The organism is Glycomyces niveus (genome assembly GCF_017592475.1).
Classification (GTDB): Bacteria; Actinomycetota; Actinomycetes; order Mycobacteriales; family Micromonosporaceae; genus Glycomyces; species Glycomyces niveus.
The window spans coordinates 154,166-176,277 of sequence record NZ_JAGFNP010000013.1 but is presented as its reverse complement, the minus strand read 5'-3'; the positions used below and the strand labels follow the sequence as shown (position 1 = coordinate 176,277).

At 70.6% G+C, this 22,112-nt stretch carries 19 protein-coding genes, 1 tRNA gene and 1 pseudogene; 9 read left to right on the top strand and 12 right to left on the bottom strand.

Going from position 1 to position 22,112, the window contains the following annotated elements; translation table 11 throughout:
* Nucleotides 1-257: 257 nt before the first annotated feature.
* The 4 genes from J5V16_RS20630 to J5V16_RS20615 all read right to left on the bottom strand — a co-directional run bounded on the left by J5V16_RS20630 (nucleotide 258) and on the right by J5V16_RS20615 (nucleotide 3,746).
* Complete coding sequence (locus tag J5V16_RS20630; protein WP_208498864.1) at nucleotides 258-923, bottom strand: hypothetical protein; 666 nt, start codon at nucleotides 921-923, stop codon at nucleotides 258-260.
* The gene (locus J5V16_RS20625; protein WP_208498863.1) at nucleotides 920-2,767 is read right to left on the bottom strand and encodes an alpha/beta hydrolase; all 1,848 of its coding nucleotides are present in this window, start codon (nucleotides 2,765-2,767) and stop codon (nucleotides 920-922) included. Before J5V16_RS20625 ends, J5V16_RS20630 begins: the two co-directional genes overlap by 4 nt.
* A gap of 6 nt (nucleotides 2,768-2,773) precedes the next feature.
* Nucleotides 2,774-3,145 carry a hypothetical protein gene (locus J5V16_RS20620; protein ID WP_208498862.1) on the bottom strand — a complete coding sequence of 124 codons (372 nt, stop codon included), beginning with the start codon at nucleotides 3,143-3,145 and terminating at the stop codon, nucleotides 2,774-2,776.
* A gap of 142 nt (nucleotides 3,146-3,287) precedes the next feature.
* Nucleotides 3,288-3,746: a MarR family winged helix-turn-helix transcriptional regulator gene (locus tag J5V16_RS20615; protein ID WP_208498861.1), complete on the bottom strand. Its 459-nt coding sequence runs from the start codon at nucleotides 3,744-3,746 to the stop codon at nucleotides 3,288-3,290.
* Between the two features lie 81 nt (nucleotides 3,747-3,827).
* On the opposite strand from J5V16_RS20615, the gene J5V16_RS20610 reads away from it, so the two are divergent.
* A complete protein-coding gene (locus tag J5V16_RS20610; RefSeq protein WP_208498860.1) occupies nucleotides 3,828-4,688 on the top strand; it encodes a dioxygenase family protein in 861 nt (286 codons plus the stop codon).
* A 116-nt stretch (nucleotides 4,689-4,804) separates the two neighbouring features.
* On the opposite strand, the gene J5V16_RS20605 is transcribed toward J5V16_RS20610, so the two are convergent.
* The 4 genes from J5V16_RS20605 to J5V16_RS20590 form a co-directional block, all read right to left on the bottom strand.
* Complete coding sequence (locus tag J5V16_RS20605) at nucleotides 4,805-5,443, bottom strand: class I SAM-dependent methyltransferase (RefSeq protein ID WP_208498872.1); 639 nt, start codon at nucleotides 5,441-5,443, stop codon at nucleotides 4,805-4,807.
* 743 nt (nucleotides 5,444-6,186) lie between these two features.
* On the bottom strand, nucleotides 6,187-7,425 hold the full coding sequence (locus tag J5V16_RS20600) for an amidohydrolase family protein (RefSeq protein ID WP_208498859.1): 1,239 nt from the start codon (nucleotides 7,423-7,425) through the stop codon (nucleotides 6,187-6,189).
* 10 nt (nucleotides 7,426-7,435) lie between these two features.
* Nucleotides 7,436-8,539 (bottom strand): adenosine deaminase, encoded by a 1,104-nt coding sequence (locus J5V16_RS20595; RefSeq protein ID WP_208498858.1) that lies wholly within the window; start codon nucleotides 8,537-8,539, stop codon nucleotides 7,436-7,438.
* Nucleotides 8,540-8,575: 36 nt separating this feature from the next.
* Nucleotides 8,576-9,196 (bottom strand): DUF4272 domain-containing protein, encoded by a 621-nt coding sequence (locus J5V16_RS20590; protein WP_208498857.1) that lies wholly within the window; start codon nucleotides 9,194-9,196, stop codon nucleotides 8,576-8,578.
* A 445-nt stretch (nucleotides 9,197-9,641) separates the two neighbouring features.
* On the opposite strand from J5V16_RS20590, the gene J5V16_RS20585 reads away from it, so the two are divergent.
* Complete coding sequence (locus J5V16_RS20585) at nucleotides 9,642-11,102, top strand: serine/threonine-protein kinase (protein WP_208498856.1); 1,461 nt, start codon at nucleotides 9,642-9,644, stop codon at nucleotides 11,100-11,102.
* The gene (locus J5V16_RS20580) at nucleotides 11,099-11,800 is read left to right on the top strand and encodes a ComEA family DNA-binding protein (protein WP_208498855.1); all 702 of its coding nucleotides are present in this window, start codon (nucleotides 11,099-11,101) and stop codon (nucleotides 11,798-11,800) included. The genes J5V16_RS20585 and J5V16_RS20580 overlap by 4 nt, the downstream gene beginning before the upstream one ends.
* A gap of 91 nt (nucleotides 11,801-11,891) precedes the next feature.
* Here J5V16_RS20580 and J5V16_RS20575 read toward each other — a convergent pair whose 3' ends face one another.
* Both J5V16_RS20575 and J5V16_RS20570 read right to left on the bottom strand, forming a co-directional pair.
* Nucleotides 11,892-12,611: a hypothetical protein gene (locus J5V16_RS20575; RefSeq protein WP_208498854.1), complete on the bottom strand. Its 720-nt coding sequence runs from the start codon at nucleotides 12,609-12,611 to the stop codon at nucleotides 11,892-11,894.
* A gap of 304 nt (nucleotides 12,612-12,915) precedes the next feature.
* Nucleotides 12,916-13,530 carry a hypothetical protein gene (locus tag J5V16_RS20570; protein WP_208498853.1) on the bottom strand — a complete coding sequence of 205 codons (615 nt, stop codon included), beginning with the start codon at nucleotides 13,528-13,530 and terminating at the stop codon, nucleotides 12,916-12,918.
* 130 nt (nucleotides 13,531-13,660) lie between these two features.
* Here J5V16_RS20570 and J5V16_RS20565 point away from each other — a divergent pair, with 130 nt between their 5' ends.
* Complete coding sequence (locus J5V16_RS20565; protein ID WP_208498852.1) at nucleotides 13,661-15,394, top strand: N-6 DNA methylase; 1,734 nt, start codon at nucleotides 13,661-13,663, stop codon at nucleotides 15,392-15,394.
* Nucleotides 15,395-15,819: 425 nt separating this feature from the next.
* Nucleotides 15,820-16,626, top strand: coding sequence for a hypothetical protein (locus J5V16_RS20560; RefSeq protein ID WP_208498851.1), 807 nt, complete (start codon nucleotides 15,820-15,822; stop codon nucleotides 16,624-16,626).
* 38 nt (nucleotides 16,627-16,664) lie between these two features.
* Here the strand turns inward: J5V16_RS20560 and J5V16_RS20555 are convergent.
* Nucleotides 16,665-16,741: transfer RNA gene (locus tag J5V16_RS20555), tRNA-Thr, on the bottom strand.
* A 156-nt stretch (nucleotides 16,742-16,897) separates the two neighbouring features.
* On the opposite strand from J5V16_RS20555, the pseudogene J5V16_RS25830 reads away from it, so the two are divergent.
* The 4 genes and pseudogenes from J5V16_RS25830 to J5V16_RS20535 all read left to right on the top strand — a co-directional run.
* Nucleotides 16,898-17,128 (top strand): annotated as a pseudogene (locus J5V16_RS25830) (ATP-binding protein); the annotation flags it as partial.
* Nucleotides 17,129-17,196: 68 nt separating this feature from the next.
* Nucleotides 17,197-17,628: a DUF234 domain-containing protein gene (locus J5V16_RS20545; protein WP_208498850.1), complete on the top strand. Its 432-nt coding sequence runs from the start codon at nucleotides 17,197-17,199 to the stop codon at nucleotides 17,626-17,628.
* A 147-nt stretch (nucleotides 17,629-17,775) separates the two neighbouring features.
* Nucleotides 17,776-18,363: a hypothetical protein gene (locus tag J5V16_RS20540; RefSeq protein ID WP_208498849.1), complete on the top strand. Its 588-nt coding sequence runs from the start codon at nucleotides 17,776-17,778 to the stop codon at nucleotides 18,361-18,363.
* A 62-nt stretch (nucleotides 18,364-18,425) separates the two neighbouring features.
* Entirely contained in the window at nucleotides 18,426-19,241 is an 816-nt protein-coding gene (locus J5V16_RS20535) for a hypothetical protein (protein WP_208498848.1), read from the top strand.
* A 153-nt stretch (nucleotides 19,242-19,394) separates the two neighbouring features.
* On the opposite strand, the gene J5V16_RS20530 is transcribed toward J5V16_RS20535, so the two are convergent.
* Nucleotides 19,395-21,983 carry an Hsp70 family protein gene (locus J5V16_RS20530; RefSeq protein WP_208498847.1) on the bottom strand — a complete coding sequence of 863 codons (2,589 nt, stop codon included), beginning with the start codon at nucleotides 21,981-21,983 and terminating at the stop codon, nucleotides 19,395-19,397.
* Nucleotides 21,984-22,112: the final 129 nt, after the last annotated feature.

Below are 22,112 nucleotides of genomic sequence, written 5' to 3'. Positions count from 1 at the left end.
CTGTCCGCGCCCCCGAAGGGCCGTGATTGGGTGGACGATTTCCTAGTTGGGATCACCCCAACCAGACGGCGGTGCCTCACCCGGAGCCACTGCGACCACAGCACGACACGCCAGCGTTAACGGCGACACCCGACCAGGCGATCAAGGACCTGGCCCGGCGGCCCGACGTCCATGGCGACACCAGTCAGACGCACACCGCACGCAGCAATGCCCTCCGGCCGCTGCTGCGCGTTCGGCGACCCGACCGAGTACGGCGGTTACAGATCGCCGTCGTAGGTCTCGGGGGATTCGAACGGAGCGATCGCCTCGTGCTGAGTCGGGATGCCATCGGGGAAGTAGTCGCCGACGGCGTCTCCCTCACTGCCGGGCTCGATGCCGCCCGACGGGGGGATGTAAGCGATCGAACCGGGTTCACTGACCGGCACGCAACCGCCGAAGCTGACCATGAACGTCGCGAGGTAGGCCGCCGAGTACCAGATACTCACGCCGTCTGCGGTGATCGCCCTCAGATCGCGGTACACACCGCCATCGCCTTCGGTCGAATCGTCGCGGGCGATCTCGTAGCCGAGGGAGGTCCAGTGCTCGCGAAGGAGGTCGACGTACTGCTCGTTGACCAGCGGCGTGGCCGAGTCCTCGGCGGAGAACTGGTACCGGATCTCGACCATGGTGTAGCCCGGGTCGTCGACACCGTTGTGGCTGCATGGCAGCTCGCCCCAGGAGCGCTTCGCAAAGCCCGGGAAGTCGGGCAGCACCTCGACAAGTTCGGCGACGGCGGCCTCGGCCGGGGCGTACACCTCGGCCTGCGTGTACTCGCTCTCCGGCGGAGTGTCCATTTCCTTCTCCATTGCGCTGCATGCGGGAACGGTGATGATGAGGGCCGCGAGCGCGATGAGCGGCCGCAGGCGGGCGGTGAATCGGGTCATCGGACGCGGCCTTCCTGGCCGGTCACGACGTAAGCCTGGTTGTCGCGGCTGATGTCGTTCCCTTCGTTGGCGGGCGTGCTCGGGTCGTCCTGGTCCCAGTATGAGCTGTGGTTCTCCATCGGGCCTTCCCAGAACTTCCACCACTCGCTGGATTCGCGGGGCGAATCGCTGGTGAAGGTGTTGCCGCCGAACTCCTCGTTCACAGGGGCTTCGCCGTGGACGGGGCCGTATTGGATGACGTCTTCGTCGTTCGTGGAGGCCCAGACGCGCTCTTCGTCGACGCCGAGTGCGGAGGCGGTGTCGACGCTGGTGCCCGGTGAGGCGACCAGGATGAGGTTGTCGGCTTCGACGCCCTCTTGTGCCGCGGCGGTGCCGACCATGGTGGTGCCGTAGGAGTGTCCGGTGAGTGAGAAGTTCGACGGCTCGCCTTCAGCGGTGGCGCGGATGCCTTGCGTGAACGATTCGAGGTCGTCGGCGCCTTCGTTCGCCCATTTGTCGTCGGTGGCCTCGATGAGCGTGTCCGGGGCGTCGTAGCCCATCCACAGGACCGTTGCGGTCTCGTCGCCGCCGCCGAGGCGCTGGGCGTCGAAGGCCATGGTGTCGGCCCGGTTGAGCAGTCCGGCGCTGGCACCGGAGAGGTTGCTGCCGGTGCCGGGCACGTAGGCGTTGACGTTGTCCGCCGTGTCCGGGTTGCCGATCGAGACGATCGCTTTGCCGCTGCCTTCGGTGTCGAAGCCGAGGAGGAAGTAGTCCTGGCCCGTCTGGGAGGAGGCGGCGGGCGTGCCGTCGTCGTTGGTGATCTTGTCCTGGAGGTTCGCCAGGTCGGTGCGGTCCTGCTTGAGGTCGTCGAGTTCGGCCTTGGCTTTCTCGTACTCCTCGGATTCGGGGTCCATGCCTTGCAGCGCTTGCTCTTTGGCGGTGATCCGGTCGGCGAGGCTGTCGATCTCGTTGCCCAGCAGGGTTCTGTTGGCGGTGTCGCGCGATTCGACCGGGATGCCGTCGACGGGGCCGACCCATTCGGGGTGCTCGTCGATGAGGGCCTGGCGTTCGGATTCGCTCAGGTTCTCCCACCACTGGTTGACCTGTTCGGGCGACAAGCCGGAAGTGCCGTCGGCGATCGCCTGGGCCTCGTTGGCGACCTCCTCGGTGACGCCTTCCTTGTAGTCGTCGACGAGGTCGTCGTAGGTCTCGCCGAGGTGCGGCGGGAGCTCGGTCGGGTTCTCGCGCATCTCGGAGAGCGCGGCGGCGGCCTCGTCGTCGGCGTCGTGGGCCCGGGACATGACCGAGCGGAGCCAGTCCTGGTACTGGCCGGCGAGGCCGATGGCGGTGCCGTAGAGGTCGACGGAGTCGAAGAGGACTTTGAGGGTGTCCCAGTCCCAGAAGCCGTCGGGTTTCTTGACCCCGCACATGTCGCACAGCCACTGCGGCGGGTTCAGGGTGAGGATCGCCTGGTGGAGGTCGCCGGAGAGGTTGACGTCGTATTCGCTGTGGGGCCCTTCGATGTCGAAGTCGTGCTGTTCGATGAGCGGGATGAGCTCCTTGAGCTCGTTCTGCTCCTTCTCGAACGCGTCGGCGGCCTCGAGCAGCGTGGTGGCGATGCGAGTGCTGGCGTAGTCGGAGAGGTCGTCCTCGTACCGGTCGGCGGTCATGCCGATCTGGTCGCGCACCTGTGTGGCGGTGTCGGACTCGTAGTTCTCGACGCTGAGGTGGCCGTCGATCACGTCGGTGCGGAGGCGCTCGGTGTGGGCGAGCTGCTGGTCGACGTAGGTCTTCCAGGACTCGCCGAGGGTGCGGACGGCGCCGCAGTCGAGGTCGCGGAGGTGTTCCCAGGTCATTTCGCTCATGGGGCGTCACCAGTCCGGCCGGGAGGAGGCGTTGGCGTTGGGGCGCTCGGGGTAGAGCTCGCCGGCGAGGGACGCGAAGGTGCCGGCGTTGTAGTCGTCGATCTCGACGGCCTGCTCGGCGCAGGCGGCGAGGTATTCGCCGGTGTTGCCGAGGAGTCCGCAGAAGCCGCCGGCGCGGTGGACCCGCCACCATTCGCCGGCGGCTTCGAGCGCGGGGCCGAGGGCGGTGGCGGCCTCTTTGAGGGGGCCGGCGGCTTCGGCGTTGGCGGTGGCCATGGCGGCGGCCTGGGTGTCGGCCTCGGCTTCGATCTCGAAGAGGACGTCGACGGATTTGCGGACCTCGTCGGGGTCCATGGCGAAGACGTCAGCGCCGGCCATGGGCGGTTCCCGGGTAGGACGGAGCGTGATGGGACGCAAGGGGCATGGTTCGAGTCCTCGGGGGAATAGGAACGAAACTTTCCGTCACTATATCGATCCGAAACCACCCGGACCAGGGTCAAATCGCGCGGGTCGCGCCGCCTCAGGACTGGATGCGGGCGAGGACGCGCTTGGCGAGCTCGCCCATCTGGCGCATCTCGTCGCCGTCGAGCTCGTCGAAGACGAGTTCGCGCACGAGCCGCACGTGCCCGGGCGCGGCCTGGGCGAGGCGTTCGCGGCCCGGTCCGGTGAGGCGGGCGAGGGTCGAGCGGCCGTCGTCGGGACAGGCGAACCGCTCGATGAGGCCTTCGTTCTCGAGGCGGCGGGCGACGTGGGAGAGTCGGGAGAGGGAGCCGTTGCACAGGAACGCGAGGTCGCTCATGCGCATCGTGCCGCCTTCGGCGTGCTCGAGGCCGACGAGGACGCAGTACTCGAAGTGGTTGAGGTCGGCGTCGCGGCGCAGCTGCACTTCCAGGGCTCCGGGGAGCCGCATGACCACGCCGATGAGCGCCAGCCAGGTCGCCATCTCCGCTTCGTCGAGCCAGGGCGCTTCATCACTCATGCAACAAGCTTAACTGGACTACTTGATACATCAAGAATTCCGAGCTAGGTTTATTGAACATTCAATGAATCGGAGTGACCAATGCCCGGCCGACCCGGCGCCGCGTTCGACGCCTTCCTCGAGACCACCGCGCCCGCCGCCGCCGAACGCCGCGACTGGACGCCCGAGGACGGCGCGCTGCCCGCGCTGTACCTGAGCCACGGCGCGCCCCCGCTGTTCGACGAGGCCGCGTGGATGGGCCGGCTCTTCGACTGGGCGCAGGGCCTGCCGAAACCCAAGGGCATCCTCATCGTCTCGGCCCACTGGGAAGCCGCGCCGCTCATGATCTCCAGCCCCGCGGCCGCGACCCCGCTCGTCTACGACTTCGGCGGCTTCCCCGAGCGGTACTTCCGGATGCGGTACGAGACGCCGGACGCCACCGCCATGGCCGAGCGCGTCGCCGCCGCCATGCCCGACACCGAACCGCTGCACCAGCACACGAGCCGCGGCCTCGACCACGGCGCCTGGGTCCCGCTCAAGGTCATGTATCCCGACGCGGACGTGCCGGTGCTCCAGATGTCGATCCCCACGCACGACCCCGACCGCCTCATGGCGATCGGCGCGAGGCTGCGCCCGCTGCGCGAAGAGGGCTACCTCGTCGTCGGCTCCGGGTTCATGACGCACGGGCTGCCGTTCGTGGACTTCCAGCACCCCGAGAACATCCCCGGCTGGTCCGCCGACTTCGACGTGTGGGCCTCAGAGGCGTTGGCGCGCGGCGACATCGAGGAGCTGGCGCGGTACCGCTCGCAGGCGCCGGGGATGCCGTACGCGCATCCCACCGTGGACCACTACGTGCCGCTGTTCGTGACCTACGGGGCCGCGAGCGAGCAGGAGCAGGCGGCGACCACCGTCATCGACGGGTACTGGTTCGGGCTTTCGAAGCGCTCGTTCCAACTCAACTAGAGCTGTGGGGCCCGACCACGGGGCGGGCTCGCAAGCTGCGGGCAGGTGATCGTCATACATCCCCGCCCGCACGCGCCGTCCGCGCCGCACCCACCAAGCGGCCGGGCGGCGCTCCTCTATTTGAAGCCGCGATGCATGGCGACCGCGCCGCCGGCGAGGTTGCGCCAGGCGACCTTCCGGAAGCCGGCCTTCACGATGCGGTCGGCGAACGCGGCCTGGTCGGGCCAGGCCATCGTCGACTCGGAGAGGTACTTGTAGGCCTCGGGGTCGGAGGCGACGCGGGAGGCGACCTTCGGCAGGACGTGCTTGACGAAGACGCCGTGGGCCTTGCGGTAGGGCTTCCAGACCGGCCGGGAGACCTCGCACAGGACCATGCGCCCGCCGGGGGCGAGGACGCGGCGGATCTCGGTGAGGCAGGCGTCGAGGTCGACGACGTTGCGGATGAAGAAGGACCCGGTGACGGCGTTGAAGGCGTCGTCGGCGAACGGCAGGCGCAGCGCGTCGGCGTTCACGAGCGGCACCTGGCGGTCCTGGTGGTGCTTCAGCATCTCCAGGGAGAAGTCGACGCCGATGACGTCGGCGCCTGACTTGGCGAGCTCGGCGGTGGAGACGCCGGTGCCCGCGCCGAGGTCGAGGCAGCGCTCGCCCGGCTGGAGGCTCAGGGCCTCGCGGACGGCCTTGCGCCACCGCTTGTCCTGCCCGGCGACCATCACGGTGTTGGTGCGGTCGTAGCCCGGCGCGACCCGGTCGAACATCGCCGCGATGCGGCCGGGTTCTTTACGCGGGGTATTCGCTTCGTTCGCCTCGATCACTCGCACAGCCTTGCACACGGAAAACAGAAAATCCGCCGGAGCCCTGTCGGTGTGGGCCCCGGCGGATCAAGGGGTTATATCGGGCGCGCGCGGGGTAACGCGGCGCGAGCGGCCATGAGGGAGCAGGGTACGGCCGCACGCTCGCCCGGAAGGGAAGCTGGGGAAGGAACCCGGGTGACGGGCGGGAGCGCCTGGGGCGCACCGGAAGACGCGGCGGTGTGCTCGGGTGAGCGGTGCATCGGCGCCTCCTTTGCCGTCTTCGGTTCGAAGTAGCGGACCGGCCTCGATCCCGGCTGGGATGACGCTGAGAGATCTCCCGAGTGCGGTCTGCGCTACACGACCACATTGACGCATCCAGGCTGTGATGTCGATCTATGAAACCGAACCGTTATCCCGTGTAACCCTTCCGATAGCAACGGGGTGCCGGTTGTCACAGGGAGCGACGCACTCGTATGCCTTCGCCGGAAAACCGCAGGTTCCGCCGTTTTGCAGCCCCGTGTCCGGCAACGGCCAGTCGAAAAAGAAAAACGGCGGGGCGCGCATGCGCGCCCCGCCTTCTCCAGGGGATACACAGAGAGGCGGACCTCTCCGGTGATGGAAGTCGTTCGGCCTTCGTTCAGGCCCTATTCAGCATTGCGGACCCGCGGCCGATCGACAAGCGCCGAGATCGAAGCGTTATTCAACGTCTACCGCTGGATGAGACCGCCCTTGAGGACCGTCGCGGTGCACTTCCCCGCCGCGCCGTTGACGAGCGCCGCATACGGGTCGCCCTCGGTGTCGACGTCGAAGACCGCGAGGTCGGCGCGGTTGCCGACCTTGATGGCGCCGATGTCGTCCCGGCCGAGGGCCTTCGCCCCGCCCTCGGTGGCGGCCCGCACCAGCCATTCGTTGAGGCCCTCGCCGCCGTCGCCCTGGGCCAGCGCGAGCTTGCGCAGCAGCGGCCATTCGGCGGCGACGTCGAGGTCGGGGCTGGAAGCGCGCGAATCGGTGCCGATCGCGACCGTGTTGCCCTCGGCGCGGTAGGCCGCGACCGGCGGCTCGCCCGCCTCGAGTCGCGCGTTCGAGCGGGCGCAGAGCGCGACCGCGGTGCCGAGGGTGCGCAGCAGTTCGCGGTCGGCCTTGTCGAGGTGGACGCCGTGCGCCACATGGGAGTCGGGGCCGAGCCAGCCGACCTTCTCCATCTGCGCGGCCGGGGAGTGCCCCGCGCCGCCGTCGGCGAGTTCGAGGTCGAGGCCGGCGCGGCGGTTCATGAACGCGAACGGGCCGGAGCCGCGGCGCACGAACATGTCCTCGTGCATGGTCTCGGCCAGGTGCGGGTGCAGGCGGATGTCGAGGGTCCGCGCGAGCTCCGCGAGGGTCTTGCCGACCTCGGTGCCGATCGTGTAGAGCGTGTGCGGGCTGATGCCGACCGCGATGTCGGAGTTGTTGACCGCGCGGCTGTCGGTGACGACCTCGCGCCAGGCGGCCCGGCGGGCCTCCCAGGCGCCGCCGTCGATGAAGCAGGCCTCCCAGTAGGCGACCCCGGCCAGGTCGGAGGCGAAGAGCGGCGCGAATCCGGCTGCGGGCGTGACGATGTCGGCCACGGCCGTGACGCCGTGCGCGATCGACTCGTCGATGCCGAGCTGCACGGAGGCCTTCCAGGCGTCGTCGGCGGTCTCGGGGTTGCGGCGCGCGAAGTCCTGGATCCACTCGAAGAACTCCTTCTCGTTGCCGTACATGTCGGCGAACGCGGAGTAGCACAAGTGGGTGTGGGCGTTGACGAGTCCGGGGGTGAGGACGCCGTCGAAGGCGGTGGTCGACTCGGCCTCGGGGGCGTCCGCGGCGGGGCCAACGTAGGCGATCCGCCCGTCGTCGACCCCGACCGCGCCCTCGCGAATCGGCTCGTCCGCGACCGGGACGACGACAGGAGCGGTGTATACGTGCATGGACCCGAGCTTACTCAGGGTGGACGGACTCCAGCGCGGCGTAGGCGGGGCGGATCACCTCGTCGAGGATCGCCACCCGGTCGGGGTAGTGCAGGAAGGCGGCTTCCATGGCGTTCTCCGTGCAGCGCCGGACATCCGACCAGTCCCATCCGAAGTTCTCGACGAGCAGCGCGAACTCGCGGGAGGTGTGGGTGCGGCTCATCAGGCGGTTGTCGTTGTTGACGGTGACGTTGAACCCGAGCCGGTAGAGCTCGTTGATCGGGTGCGTGGCAATGGATCCGGCGCCGCCCGTCTGGAGGTTCGACGAGGGGGCCACTTCCAAGGCGATGCGCCGGTCGCGCAGGTACTCGGCGACCCGGCCCAGCTGGTCCGTGGTCCCGAACTTGATGTCCTCCATGATCTTGATGCCGTGGCCGATCCGGCTGGCGCCGCAGACGTTGACCGCACCCCAGATCGACTCGACGCCGACGGACTCCCCGGCGTGGATGGTGAACTGCATCGACTCGCGGCGCAGGAACTCGAAGGCTTCGAGGTGCCGTTCGGGCGGGTTCCCGATCTCGCCGCCGGCGATGTCGAAGCCCACGACGCCCTTGTCGCGGAATTCGACCGCGAGCTTCGCGATCTCGAGGGCGCGGTCGGTGTGCCGCATGCCGCACAGCAGCGTGCGGACTTTGATCCGGTGACCGAAGTCCGCGGCGAGGCGCTCGCCCGCCTCGAAGCCCGCGAGGGTGGCCTCGACGACCTCGCTGAGGCTCATGCCGCCGAGGAGCTGCTGCTCGGGCGCGTAGCGCAGTTCGGCGTAGACGACGCCGTCGGCGGCGAGGTCCTGGGCGGCCTCGGCGGCGATGCGGTAGCAGTGGTCGGCCGTCTGCATCACGGCGACCGTGTGCGCGAAGGTCTCCAGGTAGCGCTCCAGCGTGCCGGAGTTGGCGGCGTCGTAGAACCAGTCCGCGAGCGCCTTGGGGTCGGTCGTGGGCAGGGTGTGGCCGATCGCGTCGGCGATCTCGATGAGCGTCTGCGGGCGCAGGCCGCCGTCGAGGTGCTCGTGGAGCACGACCTTGGGGGCAGCGCGGAGCTGGTCATGGGTGGGAACGTTCGAAGCCGTGAAATTCATCCCATGAATATAGTCAGCCGCTTACGCGGGTTTGCCTCACAGCCGGACTTCGTCCCAGTGGACGGGCCGCTCGTCGGCGAAGACCACGGCCCACTCGAGCGCCCAGCGGCGGTGCCACACCAGGTTGTCGTCCACGCCGCGCGGCGGGGCCTGTCCGGCGCGGCGCGCCTGGTCGCACACCCAGTCGAGGCAGTAGTAGAGGTCGAGCATCTCGGCGATCACGGCCGGGTCGCGCGTCGGCGTCAGCTGGCGGTCCCGCCACGACCCGAAGGACTCCGGGCGGCGCAGGTCCGGCAGGAGCTCGGGCAGCTCCTCGCTGCACGGCACCGCCGGGTCGAGGTGGTCGACCAGGCCCAGCAGCCACGAGACCGTGTACAGGCTCTCGAGCTGGTCGGCGTAGCGCTCGCGGTCGCCGCGGCCGCAGGCGATGAACCCCCACTCGTCCGGGGAGAGGTGGTCGAGGACGTGGGCGTCGAGCAGCCAGCGCATCGCCAGCTCCTCGGGCATGTCGAAGACGCGGGCCTGGACGATGTTGAGGATCGCGGCGCGGGCCTCCACGTGGCCGCGGGGGCGCAGGCGCGGGAGCTGGCCGGCGGGGAAGGGGAGGGGGAACTGCTGCGGGGGCGCGGGTATGCCGAGCGCGTTGAGTCCGTCCACTGTGCGCAGTCGAACGCTTCGCTGGTCTGAGATCGCCGTCGGCATAGGGCTCCCTACCACTTTGGGGTTCACCCGAGGGGTGAGTGCGCGTTCACTAGGAAGGGTGATTGTGAAGAACTGTAGCGTCCACCACAGCCCCGAGTCAACGCGGGAAGGGGAAATATTCAAGGTTCTATCTACGTGTTACGCAGGTGTTTCACTCCCGCCGCCCCTGAGTCGCATGTGTCTCCCGGGGCAAAACGAACCGACGGGTAGCTCCGTTCGTTCGACGCCCGTTCGACAGCGAACCGACCGCATCGGCACGATCCCTCCGCAACCGCGGGCAACTCCGGTCACATCGGACGGCGTCTACAACAGGGGTCCTCCCGGCCCCCGCCGGGCCGGACCCCCGCCTCCCCGAGGGTCCGGCCTCCGCCCGCCCCGGCCCGCCGGGCATGCTTGTACCGTGAGCACTCCCCAGGTCTTCGGCGGCCGGTACCGGCTCGTCCGGCCCGTCGGCGCCGGCGGCATGGGCCGCGTCTGGCAGGGCCTCGACCTCCACCTCGAACGCGAGGTCGCCGTCAAAGTGGTCAGACCCGACCTCCTCGACGGACCCCAGAAGCACGAGGCCGCCGCCCGCTTCCGCCGCGAAGCCCGCGTCACGGCCCAGATCCAGCACCCCGGCGTGCCCGCCATCTTCGACGCCGGCCTCGACGAGGACTCCGGCGAGCTCTACCTCGTCATGGCCTACCTCCCCGGCCTCAACCTCCGCGACCTCCTCGACGAGACCGGCGCCCTCCCCGGCGACTGGACCCTCGCCGTCGGCGCCCAGCTCGCCTCCGTCCTCGCCGCCGCCCACGCCCGGCAGGTCGTCCACCGCGACCTCAAGCCCGCCAACATCATCGTCGGCCCCGAAGGCCTCGTCCACGTCGTCGACTTCGGCATCGCCGCCGTCCTCGAACCCGACGCCTCCCGCCTCACCATGACCGGCGACAAGCCCGGCACCCTCAATTACATGGCGCCCGAGCAGATCCGCGCCCAGCCCGCCGGACCCGCCGCAGACCTCTACGCCCTCGGCGCGCTCCTCTACGAGATGGCCACCGGCGAACGCCTCTTCGCCGACCGCGGCTCCGCCTACGAAGTCCAGACCGCGCACCTCAAGGAACTCCCCGACCCCGTGCGCCGCCGCCGCCCCGACCTGCCGGCCGAACTCGACGGCCTCGTCTCCCGCCTCCTGTCCAAGGAACCCGCCGAGCGCGGCTCCGACGCCGCCACCGTCCACCTCCGCCTCGCCGCGCTCCTCGCCGACGCACCCGCCTCCGGCGCGCCCGCGCACGACTGCGGCGACCCGACCTGGCCGTTCCGCGCCCCGCTCGCGCCCGCCCGTGTCGCCGCCGTCGCCGCCGCGCGCGGCCCCGCCCCGGCCGCACCGGACCGGCGCGAGCGCATCGCCGACGCCGACCGGGCCTTCGGGATGGGCGACTACAACGGCGCGCTCAGCGCGTTCCGGTCCCTCGCCAAGGACTTCGAGACCCCCGACCCCGCACTGGCCCTGCACTGCCAGATGCGTGCGGCGCAATGCCTTGCGGCCCTGGGGAACGCGGCGAGCGCGCTCACCGGTCTGACGAGCGTCATCGAACGCCAGCGGCGCTTGGAGGGCGAGCGGGCGCGGTCCACGCTGCGGTCGCGGCGGGTGGCGGCGGACCTGCTCGCGGTGCTGGGCCGCGGCCCGGAGGCGCACCGGGAGTTGACCACTGTGGTTCATGAGATGGCCGCGGCGCTCGGCCCCGCCGATGCCGATACCATCGAAGCCCAACGGCTGCTGCGGACTTGGTCCGCTCCGCCCCAGGGCCTTTCGGCCGGGCCCCTGGCGGGCCCCGCATGGCCGGTGCCGCCCCCCGCCTCGCCTGGGAGTCCTCCGCGATGACCGCCCTCGGTCCCTACGCCCCGCCCGCCGACAACGTCAAGACCCGCCGCCTCGCTCTCATCGGTTCCTATCTCTGGGCGTTCGCGCCGCTGCTCACCTGCGGGTACGCCGCACCGATCATGTTCGGCCTGGCGCTCGGCAGGCGCCGCGACAACCTGACGCTGGCGGCGCTCGTCGCGCACTCGGTCCTGATCGCCATCGGCTGCTCGGCCGTGTTCGGCTCGCCCGACCCCATCCCGACGTGGGCGCTGACGGTGTTCGCCACCTCGATGGCGTTGTGCGCGTTCGGTTCCACCGCGCACCTGCTGGTGATCCGCGCGGCCGTGTGGGCGCCGCCCGCGCGGCTGCAGGTGCCGGTGGCGCGCCTCTCGAGCCTCGAAGTGGTCGACCGCGCGCGGAAGCTGCGCGAGCAGGCCCGCCGCACCGCAGAGGCGGATCCGATGCTGGCCAAGCGGCTCGGCATCGGCCGCCCGGACCTGCCGCGGCAGTTCGACGACGGCGGCCTCGTCGACCTCAACCACGCCCCGCTGTCGGTCCTCATGTCCCTGCCGGGCGTGACCGAGCGCAGCGCGCGGCAGATCCAGGACTGGGTCGCGCAGTCGGGCCCGTTCGGCAGCCTCGGCGAAGTCATGCTCGTCATCGAGATCAGCCCGACGTTCGAGCACCACCTGCGCGAGTACTGCGTCTTCATCCCCTAGCGCGTCCTCAAGCAGCGCAAGCGAAAAGGCCCCGAGACGAGTCTCGGGGCCTTGGGCATGCGTCGCGCGCTGCGGGAGCGCACTGGGGGTCCTACTCGAGGCAGAAGACCGAAGCGGTGCGGCCGAACTGGTCCTCGGCCGGGTAGTACGACGAACCGGTGCACTCGGCGGCGAGGGCGTCGACGTCGGCGGTCTCCCACTCGGCCTGCGGGATGTCGATCACGGAGGTGATCACGGCGTCGCCCGCGGCGCAGTCGATGGTGCCGAAGTTCCACTGGGTGGTGGCGGTGAGGGTGCACTCGCCGGCGTTGGCGGGCACGGTCGGGGTGACGCCCTCAGAGCTGGGCACGCCGTTGGCCTCGACGCAGAAGACGTAGTCCACGGCGTACGTGGTCTGGTCGTAGATCATGCTCCAGTCGGTCCAGGTCGCGCCCGGGACCTGCGCACCGACGGTCTCGCCGCAGAGGTCGAAGATCGCCTGGGGGTCCTCGACGCCGGAGCCGTCGGCCGTGGCGGTGAGACCCGGGTCGGCCTCGATCTGGGTGATGGTCCAGAACGCGGTCGGGTCGGAGCACTCGACGGCGAAGATCGACGGGTCGGCGCTGATCATCTCTTCGGGGAGGCAGTCGCCGGCCTTGGCGTCCGCCACGGCGTCGACCTGCTCGTTGCTGACCTCGTTGTCGGTCGCGCTGTCGGAGGCGGCGTCTTCGAGGATGCCGCAGCCGGAGAGGGCGACGCTGCCCGCGAGGGCGACGCCGCCGATGGCGAGGAGTCGGCGGATGGGACCGAAGGTCTCGGTGTTGAGGTTCATGAGCTGCTTTCTGTGGGTCACCGCCTGATCGGGTCCGGCGGTGCTTAGGGAATTCAGCGCGACACTATGGGAGAGATTCAACTACCGAGACGGCAGGGATCGTCACCTCGCCGGTCGTCACACTGCTGACCTGGGATTTCATGCCGTTCCGGGGATCTCGGAGCGGCTCGGATGGCGAGGATCACATCGGTTGCAATTTGGTCAAGCCGCAAGGGAACGCAACTGATCTCGCCGGTTGCCTTGGGAGGCAAAGGAGGACGCGGGTTCCGCCCAATGGTCACCGCGCCCTCCGGCTCGGGGGTACTCAGCCGATCTCGACGAAGTACTGGGTGCCGTCGAAGCTCAGGATGTCCTCGAAGTACAGGAGGTAGGTGTCGGCGTCGGCCGGGACCTCGACGCAGGCCGAGCCCGCGGAGGTGCCGCCGCCGGAGACGTCCGGGACGAGGGTGATCTGGTCTTCGACGGTGTTCATGCAGTCGATGCTGTCGTAGAAGGTGCCGTCGGCCCAGACGCCGAAGGTCACGTCGAGCCACAGCGAGCCGGTCTCGGTGCCGTTGTAGGTGCCTTCGAGGGTGACCAGGCTCTGCTGGAAGCCGGCGGCCGGGGCCGCGTTGAAGTCGTCGGCCGCGACGATCGCGTCGGTCGCGTCGAGGGTGGCCGTGGGGGTCACGGTCCAGTCGCCGACGTCGAGAGTGGAGCCGGCCGGGAGCGGGGCCTCGGGGCTGGTGCCGTCGCCGGCCGCGCCTTCGGCGGCGTCCTCTTCGGCGCCCGCTTCGTCGCCGGCCTCCTCGGCGGCGTTCGACGTGTCGCCCGAGCCCGTGTCCTCGCCGCTGCAGGCGGAGAGGGCCGCGAGGGCGATGAGGGCGGCACCGGAGGCGGCGAGGAGGCGCTTCGAGATCTCGGGGAATTCGAGGTTCATGGTCTACCTTCTGTGGAGTGGTGTTCGTGGTTCAGATCTTGTGAACTCACTTCACGAGATTAGTAGACTGTGTCGAGCCTCCGCAACGCGGGGTGGGTTACGATTCGATAAATCCAGACAGGGGAGCCCCATGACCACCCGTGACACCGGTTCCGGCGAGACCATCACGCTGACCGACCTGGCCCGACTCGCGGGCGTCGGCCGCAACGCCGTCAGCAACTGGCGCCGCCGCGAAACCGACTTCCCCGCCCCCGTCGACGAATCGGGCCGCCGCTCCCGGTTCTCACTGCGCGAACTCGAGCAATGGGCCGAACGCCACGGCCGGGTCCTCCACGTCACCGGCGCCGACCGCCTCTGGTTCTCCCTCGCCGGATCGCACCTCACCGCCGAGGCCGCGCTCGGCGCGGTCGCCGCGGCCTTCGGCACCGGCGGCGATCCCGCGATCGCCAAGGAGCTCAAGGACTTGGCCCGCGAGACGCCCGCCTCGGCGCTCTTCGAGTTCTTCATCGAACGCGCCCGCGAAGCCGCCGGCACCGGCGTCCCGCCAGGCATCGCACCGCTGGCGGACATCGCCGCCGTCGTCACCGCGGACACCGCGACCCCGAGCGTCCACGACCCCGCCTGCGACGAAGGCGACCTCCTCGCCGAGACCGCGCGCCGCCTCGGCCGCTGCCGCGTCCTCAGCGGCCAGGACCTCTCCGCGCCCCGCGCCGCCATCGCCGAACATCGCCTGCGACTGCTCGACGAGGGCGCGGAAGTGCTTGCGCGCGTGGGCGATTCGCTGCTGCGGCCCGTGCCGGGCGAGCGGTACGACCTCGTGGTGTGCGACCCGCCGTTCAACGTCAAGGACGGCGGCGCGAACGAGTACGCGGTCGGCGACGACCCGCGCCTCGCCTACGGCACCCCGCCGCGCACCGAACCCGAACTCGCGTGGGCGCTCCACTGCGTCGCGCTCCTGGCTCCCGGCGGCCACGCGGTCGTGCGCATGCCGGCCCAGGTCGCGCACCGCCGCACCGGGCGGCGGATCCGCTCCGAACTGCTCCGGTGGGGCGCGCTCCGCGCTGTCGTCGACGCGCCCGAAGCCAAGGCGCACATCTGGATCCTCGCCCCGCGAGGCGAGACCACGCAGCTCCTCGTCTCCGGCGGCGGCGACTTCGCCGAAGCCTGGCGCTCCTTCACGGCCGCCCCCGACGCGCCGCTCGCGACGGCCGACTCGACCACGGTGCCGCTCATGCGGCTGTGGGACGAGGACGTCGACATCTCCCCCGCCGTCTACCTCGCCAGCGCGGCCGGCGACGCGGCGAGCCTGGCCGAGGCCGTCGCCGGTCTCGGCGGCCGCCTGGACGAGCTCGCACGGCATCCGCTGCCGCGCTTCGGAACCGGCGCGGAGGAGAGCGCGCCGGAGACGAGCCTGGCGGACCTCGAACGCGACGGGCACCTGATCATCACACCGGGCACCGCCGAATCCGCGGCTCCGCAGGCGGTCGCCGGTGCCGGCGACGTCAGGTGCATCATCGTCGACCCGGTCGGCGAGCCGCAGGTGCGGCTCGGCTGGCGCGGCGACGCCACTGAGGCACAGTGGACGGTCAGTTGCGAGCCGACGGTCGACCTCGCCTGGATCGCGGCCGCGCTCGCGGCGCGCCTCCCGACGGCGACCAAGCGGACGGCGACGGGCGCGAAGCGCCGGCTCCTCTCGGTGAAGATCCCTAGACTGACATTGGCGGACCAGCAGCGGAGGGGCGCCGCGTACGCGGCCCTCGAAGACCTGCGGGCGACGCTCGCCAAGGCGGAAGCCGACGCGGCGGCACTCGCGGCAGAGGCGGCGGCGGGCCTGGTCTCGGGTGCGGTGACCGTCGAGGAGTAGCGGGGCGGAGGGCGTCCGCGGGGGCGCGGCCGCGGGGCCGTACGGGCGGTCCCGGGTACCCTCCCGATCCCACCTTCACCGCTGCCAATGAAAAGGACACCCTCCCATACGGGTACAACATACGGCACTGACCTGCGGAAACATCTGAAGGTGGTGCGGGCGGGCCGGATGCCTTACCGTCGAAAGTGTTGGCCTCGCCCGTCGAAAGGCGCCATATGGACCGCGCTGCAACGCCCGAACCGCCCGAGCCGAGCCACGCCGTGCCACCGGAGCCGCCCGCGCCAAAGGCACCGGCAGCAGCCCCGAAGCCGAGCGATGCCGTGCCGCCCGGGCAAGAGGCGCCGCCGGGACCCCCTGGATCCGGGACCGGCGCCGCCGCCGCGGCGCCGAAGCCGCGCACTCCGGCTGCGGTCCTCGTCGCGGTCGTGCTGTTGTGGCTGTTCGCCGCCGCGGCCGCGTCGGTCACGGTCGTGTCCACTGTGGCTACCGCGTTCGAGGTGAGCGTCCGCTACGCGGGCGCGTGGAGTCCGCTGGAGTTCGTGGAGCCGGCGCTCATCGCGGCCGTCGCCGCCGCGTGCGCGATGCTCGCGGTCAAAGTCCGCAGCGGCCGCGATTGGGCGCGGCGGACCGTCGTCATCGTGAGCGCGCTCGTCCTCGCCGCCGCGGTCATGACCGGGGCCGCACTCAACGCCGGGACCGGCGCGGTCGCGGCGCTCCTGTTCGCGCTGCTGCTCGTCCTCCTGCTGCTGCGTCCCGCCCGCGACTGGTGCGACTGCGACGCGCCCCGCCACAGCCCCAAGGCCGCCGGGGCCGCGCAACCGCCGAACCAGGTCCTGGTCTCGCTCCTGGTCCTGTGGACCGCGACCGGCACCGCGCTCCACCTCGGTGCGAGCGGCCTCCTCGACCGCGCCGGCGAGGACGTCCGCCTCGCCGCCGACAGCGCGGCCTGGACGGCGGGCGCGGTCATGCTCCTCGCACTCGTCCACGCCGCCTTGAACATCGGCTTCTCGTTCCACCGCGGCTGGGCCCGCTGGACGACCCTCGCCCTCACCGCCGCCTACACGGCCTGGCTCATCGCCGCCGCGGTCCGGGACCTCCTCGGCAGCCCGGGTCCTTGGGCGGCCCTGGCCCTGCTCGGCCTGATCACCCTCGCTTTGACCTGGTCGCTCGCGGGCGCGGACTCCCGGCAGTGGTGCCGCCGGGCCGCGACCGGCAGCCCCTCCGAGACCTGAACCCGGACACGAAAAACGCCCGGCCATGGGCCGGGCGATGGAGCCGGTGACAGGACTCGAACCCGCAACCTGCCGCTTACAAGGCGGCTGCTCTGCCAATTAAAGCTACACCGGCTGGTCAGCACTGCTTTCGCGGAGCGACGTACCGAGTCTACTGGACAAGGTTCGTCCGACGGGATATGGCTGAACCGCGGCCTCGCCCGACCCTGCTTCAGAAGATTTTCCGTCATCAGAAGATGTTTTGAGTCGGACCGCGCCGACTCTCTTGGTCGTGTACGGTCGGCGGCGCGTCGGCAAGACCGAGTTGCTCGACCGGCTCGCCACCGAGGTCAGGTCACTGGTCTTCGAAGGCACGGAAACGACCGAGACCGACCAGCTCGGCGCCTTCGCCGCAGCGCTGGCGCTGGCCTCGGGCGAGAACCCGGCCGAAGGCCCGCCGCTGCCCTCATGGCGGGCCGCGCTCGAACGCCTCACCGACTTCATCGGCGACCGGCGCACCCTGATCGTCTTCGACGAATTCCAGTTCCTCGCCCGGCAGTCGCAGGGCCTCGAAAGCCTGATCAACGTCTGGTGGCGAAAGTCGGGACGGCACTTGCCTGTCAGCTGCCGGAGTTCGATCATTTCGTCTTCGAGACCTGGGAGGAGATCTGCCAGGACTACGCACACCGCAAGGAGCCCGACCTGTACAAGGTCGGACGCTGGTGGGGCAGCGTCCCGACCGGTGAGGGCCGCCGTGTGGAAGTCCGAGAGATCGATGTCGCGGGCGTCGACCACGAGGGCCGGGTCACCGTCGTCGGCATGTGCAAGTGGACCGGCAACGAGGTCGACTTCGACGAGTTGAACCTGCTCGACCGCCTTGCTCCGCACATCGAGCGCTGCGTTGACGCCCCGATCCGATACCTCTTCTCCCGGTCGGGGTTCTCCGCGCGCCTGCTCGAGCACGCCGAGACCGATGAGCGCCTCACACTCGTCACACCGGCGGACATCTACGAGCAGGAGTAGCCGCTGTTGCGCGCCGGCCCGTTTGGCGGAAACCTAGAAAAAACCGGGGTGTAGCGGGCGCTGGTGCGGGGGTTCGTTGTGGGGACCCTACAACGATGGCACGATTCTGGTAGCGGGGCGCTTGCGCTCGGTTGCGAGACTGGTTCCATGAACACCGCATCGAACACCGTCGACCGCGACGGTCGCACCAAAGCCGTCGTGATCTGGGCGCTCGCGCCCGTGGTCTGGTTCCTGCTCTTCCTCGCCGCGCTCTACTCGGGGTTCGGGGATCCCGCGTGGGCGGTGACCATCGCCGTCGTCCTCGCACTGCCCGCGCCGTGGCTGCTGTGGACGGCGTGGCGGATGCCGCGGCCCCGCGTGGACACGTACGTCGCCGAGGGTGGCGCCTTGCTGTCGGGTCTGATCGCCCTCTACGCGACCGTGCTGGCCTTCATGATCGGTCGGGAAGGCCCGGCGCCGATCGCGTTCACGGTCATCTACCTCGCCGCCGGGGCCGTCTTCATCGCCGCCGCCGTGCCGCTCCCGGGGAGGCGGATCGCGTACGGGTTCGCCGCGCTCTCCTGTGCGGTCATCGGGATCGGGATGCGGGTGCTGCACTCGGAGACCTCCTACTACCCGGGCATCGACTGGATCACGACGGACGAGCTGTTCGCTTGGGCGTTCCTCGGCCTGCCCGCGCTCGGCGCGCTGCTGCAGCTCCTGTGGTGGCTGCGCCGCAGGAACCGCACCGCCTGACGAACGCCGGGCCGCGCCCCTCGCGGCCCCGACCGCTCCCTCCCGCTCCTGAAGGAGTCCCGATGACCACCCTTCCCTCCTCCCGGCTGCGCCGTCACCCCGAGATCGTCGGCGGCCCGCTCGTGACTCTCCTGTTCCTGCTGTCGTTCCTGTTCAGCACCACGCCGGTGCAGACGTGGCTGTTCGGCATCGGCCCTGACGAGTGGGGTGAGGTCGACGCCGGCCCGGCGGTCATCCCCTGCGCGCTGGCGATGGCGGTCGCGGTCGTCGTGGCCTTCACGTCCGCGAGCACGGCCGCGAGGGCGATCGCCTGGCTGGCGGTGCCGGCGTCGGTGGCCGCCGCGTTCTGGTACTGGTTCCTGATCGCCTACTACGGCACCGACCTCGCCGGGGTCACGGCGATCTCCGAGGTGCTGGTCTGGTGCATGGCGGGAGCATTGCCGGTCCTGTTCCTGGTGGTGTGCCGGCGTTCGCCCCGGCCGGACGCGGCGACGTTCGTCGCGGAAGCGGTCCTGCTGCTGGTCGTCGGGTGGGCGCTGTCGGCGGTCATCGGGCAGTTCGGCGGGCTCGAGGCCGAGGCCGGGGAGCGGCAGACCGGCGCAGTCCTGATCTTCCTGGGTGCGGCCGCGTATTTCGGCGTCGCGGCCGGGCTGGTGCGCACCCGGCGGCTCTTCTACGGCGCGTGCGCGCTCGCCTGCTTCGTCGTCGCCGCGTGGGGGACGGTCGGCGGCACGACCGCCACCGGCTCCTACGAAGGCTCCCCGATCCCGGTCGTGCACCCGCTCCTGCATGCGGCGGCCTGGTCGATCCCGGCCATCGGCGCGCTGCTGCAGATCGCCTGGCATGTGCGCGCCAAAGTGCGCGCCGTCGCCGCCTGAGGCGAGAACCCCTGCACCCCATCGGAAAGGCCCGTCCATGCCCTCCGTGTACCAGTTGAAGCCCGCCGGCGGACGCTGAGACCCGTCGTTGGCGGCCTCGCCGGCGCAGGTGAGACGGCCGGGGCCGCGGCGATCCCTGCGCGGCCCCGGTTTTCAGGCGTCCCGGAACGAGAAGACCTGCATGCCTTCCAGTGTGAGGCACGACAGGCGGGTCTCGCTCGCGTCGCAGGTGAAGACCTCGAGTTCGGTGCGCAGGGCGGTGCGGGTGCCGTCGCGGCCGAGGCCGATCACGTTGCCGGTGCTGACGCTGAACCCGGAGGACGCGGGCCAGGTGAGGGCGCTGCCGCCGTCGATCGCCTCGAAGTCGTTGTCGCCCACGTCGTTGTTGACCTGGTCGAAGCCCTGGTCGTAGATCCAGGTGCGCACGTCGTCGCCCTCGTAGTGCTCCACCATGAGACGGTTGCCCAGCGGCGTGATGTTGCGGTACTCGCGGTCGTCGAAGACGTGGACGACCTTCTCCTTGTCGGGGTTGTAGATCCGCCAGGTGTAGACGTCCGTCGCGGACTCGACCGGCTCCCGCACGCACACCAGCGCCTCGCCGCAGGCCTTCACCTGGTCGGGCGCGGGCGTGTCGGACTCCACGAACTCACTGTCGAACGCCTTGAGCTCGTCGTCGATGTCGTACACGTTGAGGTCGTAGCCGGTCTCCTTGTCGACCGCGACGTACAGCAGGTTGTCCCAGCCGTAGTACAGGTCGTCGACGGTCTCGATCTCCTTCTCGGCCACGGTCTCCCCGGACTCGAGGTCGTAGACGTGCACGACGTTGTCGCTCGTGACCGCCCAGACGCGGCCGTTGCCGTTGGCGCGCATCGACGGCTCCTCGAGGTCGTCGGGCGTGCCCACGAGGTCCCATTTCGACACCGTGACGCCTTCGTCGACGTTGCCCAGCTTCCAGCCGGCGACCTTCTCGCCGTCGCCGTCGTACACGTTGAACGTGTTGCCGCCCAGGGGGGCCAGGACGAGGAGGTCGCCCGAGCGGGCGGCCGTGCCGTCGGTGCTGTCGACGGTGTTGCGGGTGTCGCCGGTCTTCCAGTCGAGGAAGTGGTACCGGTACTCGCCGGTCGCGACCTCCTGCGAGAAGGCGATGAGGTCTTCGGAGACGTAGAAGTTGCCGTCCCAGCCGCCGCCGGTGACGACCACGTCCTGGTCCCAGAGCGGTTCGCCGGAGCCGGTGTCGAGGGCGCGCAGGTGCAGCTCCTCGCCACTCGGGTCCGTCGATGCGGTCGTGTAGGCGAACAGCGCCCGGTCGTCCCAGGCGCGCACCTGGTAGATGCCGTCGTTCGGCTCGGCGGCGAACGCGGTGACGTCGCCGACCGGCGCGAGCTCGTCGTCGAAGGGCTGCTGCTTGTACGGGTTGGTGAGCCACCACCAGCCGATGGGGAGCACGATCGCGAGGACCACCACGGCGGCCGCGATCGCGATCCACTTCGGAGGGATCTTCCGCCTGGGGGGTTCGGGCTCGCCGCGGCGCAGGGTGACCGTCTCGTCCGTGCCCGGCGTGACGGGCGGCAGGCTGCCCGACCGCAGCGGCGGCGATGACATCGCGTGCGGGGCCGTGGGCGACTGCGGCGGGGTCGGCGGCACCTGCACCGGAGGCGTCACCGGCGCGGGGCTCGCGAACGCGAGCGCGGCGCCCTCGCTGACGGGCAGTTCGGGCTGCTCGAGGACGGTGGGGGCGAAGCCGAGCGCTTCGTGGAGCATCTTGGACACCATGGGCATCCGGCTCGAGCCGCCCACGAGGAAGAGCCCCGCGAGCTGGTCGGGGCGGCGGCCGGTGAGGCCGAGGACCCGCTGCGTCTCGCCGACCGCGCGCGACAGCAGCGGCCGCGACAGCTGGTCGAGCTCGCCGCGGGTGAGGTGCAGGGACTGGGCCATGTCGGGCACCGTCACCGGCGCGACCGAGGAGCGCGAGAGCATCTCCTTCGCCGCGCGCACCTCCTCCCACAGTTCGCGGCGGTTGCGCATTTCGCTGGCGCCGCTGGGGTTCTCGAGCCGCTTCCAGATGTCGGGGTCGCGCTGCTTCACCGTCTCGCCGATGTGCGCGACGAGCGCCGCGTCGAAGTCGAGGCCGCCCAAGTCGGGCAGGCCGCCGTCGGCGAGCACGCCGAACGAGCCGTCCGGGCGGCGCTCGAGGACGGCGATGTCGAGCGTGCCGCCGCCGAAGTCGAACACCGCGAGCGCCTGGCCCGGGCGCATCGGGTGGGAGAGGCGCGACGTGTAGTAGTGCGCGGCCGCGACGGGTTCGGTGAGGATCTTGACCGGCCGGTACCCGGCCTTCGCGGCCGCGTCGTGCAGGGTGGCGCGGCGCTGCTCGCTCCACGCCGCCGGGCAGGTGAGGACCGTGTTCGGCAGGTGCCCGACCGATTCCACGGCGGTGCGGGCGACGCGGCCGAGGATCGCGGCGAGCGCGGCCGCGACGGGCACGTCGCGGTCGCCGAGGAGCATGGTGCCGTCGGCGATGCGCTGCTTGGGGTTCGGTTCGAACCGCTCGGGCGCGGTCAGCGCGAGCCGCTCGGCGTCGCGTCCAGTGTGGATGATCCCGCCGGGGTCGAGGAACACGGCCGAGGGCATGACCGGGGAGCCGTCGAACAGCAGCGGCCGGGTGCGGCCGTCGGGCCACACCAGCACCGCCACGGTGTGGGAGGTGCCGAGGTCGACGCTCAGGAGGTATTCAGCCGGCATGTGGTCGCAGCTCCGGGGGCGCTAGGGGGTGTTTCCGGGCACCCTGCGGCCGCCGGGGGTCGGTGGACTCCCCTTTGGTGCAGGGTCGTTCCAGGTTAGTCCGGCGCGGCGAATCGCGCGGTCACGGGA

What these genes read in the sequence shown, in the direction of transcription:
- J5V16_RS20630 (WP_208498864.1), bottom strand. Translation starts at nt 923, where the DNA reads ATGACCCGATTCACCGCCCGCCTGCGGCCGCTCATCGCGCTCGCGGCC.
- J5V16_RS20625 (WP_208498863.1), bottom strand. Translation starts at nt 2,767, where the DNA reads ATGAGCGAAATGACCTGGGAACACCTCCGCGACCTCGACTGCGGCGCC.
- J5V16_RS20620 (WP_208498862.1), bottom strand. Translation starts at nt 3,145, where the DNA reads ATGGCCGGCGCTGACGTCTTCGCCATGGACCCCGACGAGGTCCGCAAA.
- J5V16_RS20615 (WP_208498861.1), bottom strand. Translation starts at nt 3,746, where the DNA reads ATGAGTGATGAAGCGCCCTGGCTCGACGAAGCGGAGATGGCGACCTGG.
- J5V16_RS20610 (WP_208498860.1), top strand. Translation starts at nt 3,828, where the DNA reads ATGCCCGGCCGACCCGGCGCCGCGTTCGACGCCTTCCTCGAGACCACC.
- J5V16_RS20605 (WP_208498872.1), bottom strand. Translation starts at nt 5,443, where the DNA reads ATGTTCGACCGGGTCGCGCCGGGCTACGACCGCACCAACACCGTGATG.
- J5V16_RS20600 (WP_208498859.1), bottom strand. Translation starts at nt 7,425, where the DNA reads ATGCACGTATACACCGCTCCTGTCGTCGTCCCGGTCGCGGACGAGCCG.
- J5V16_RS20595 (WP_208498858.1), bottom strand. Translation starts at nt 8,539, where the DNA reads ATGAATTTCACGGCTTCGAACGTTCCCACCCATGACCAGCTCCGCGCT.
- J5V16_RS20580 (WP_208498855.1), top strand. Translation starts at nt 11,099, where the DNA reads ATGACCGCCCTCGGTCCCTACGCCCCGCCCGCCGACAACGTCAAGACC.
- J5V16_RS20575 (WP_208498854.1), bottom strand. Translation starts at nt 12,611, where the DNA reads ATGAACCTCAACACCGAGACCTTCGGTCCCATCCGCCGACTCCTCGCC.
- J5V16_RS20570 (WP_208498853.1), bottom strand. Translation starts at nt 13,530, where the DNA reads ATGAACCTCGAATTCCCCGAGATCTCGAAGCGCCTCCTCGCCGCCTCC.
- J5V16_RS20565 (WP_208498852.1), top strand. Translation starts at nt 13,661, where the DNA reads ATGACCACCCGTGACACCGGTTCCGGCGAGACCATCACGCTGACCGAC.
- J5V16_RS20540 (WP_208498849.1), top strand. Translation starts at nt 17,776, where the DNA reads ATGAACACCGCATCGAACACCGTCGACCGCGACGGTCGCACCAAAGCC.
- J5V16_RS20535 (WP_208498848.1), top strand. Translation starts at nt 18,426, where the DNA reads ATGACCACCCTTCCCTCCTCCCGGCTGCGCCGTCACCCCGAGATCGTC.
- J5V16_RS20530 (WP_208498847.1), bottom strand. Translation starts at nt 21,983, where the DNA reads ATGCCGGCTGAATACCTCCTGAGCGTCGACCTCGGCACCTCCCACACC.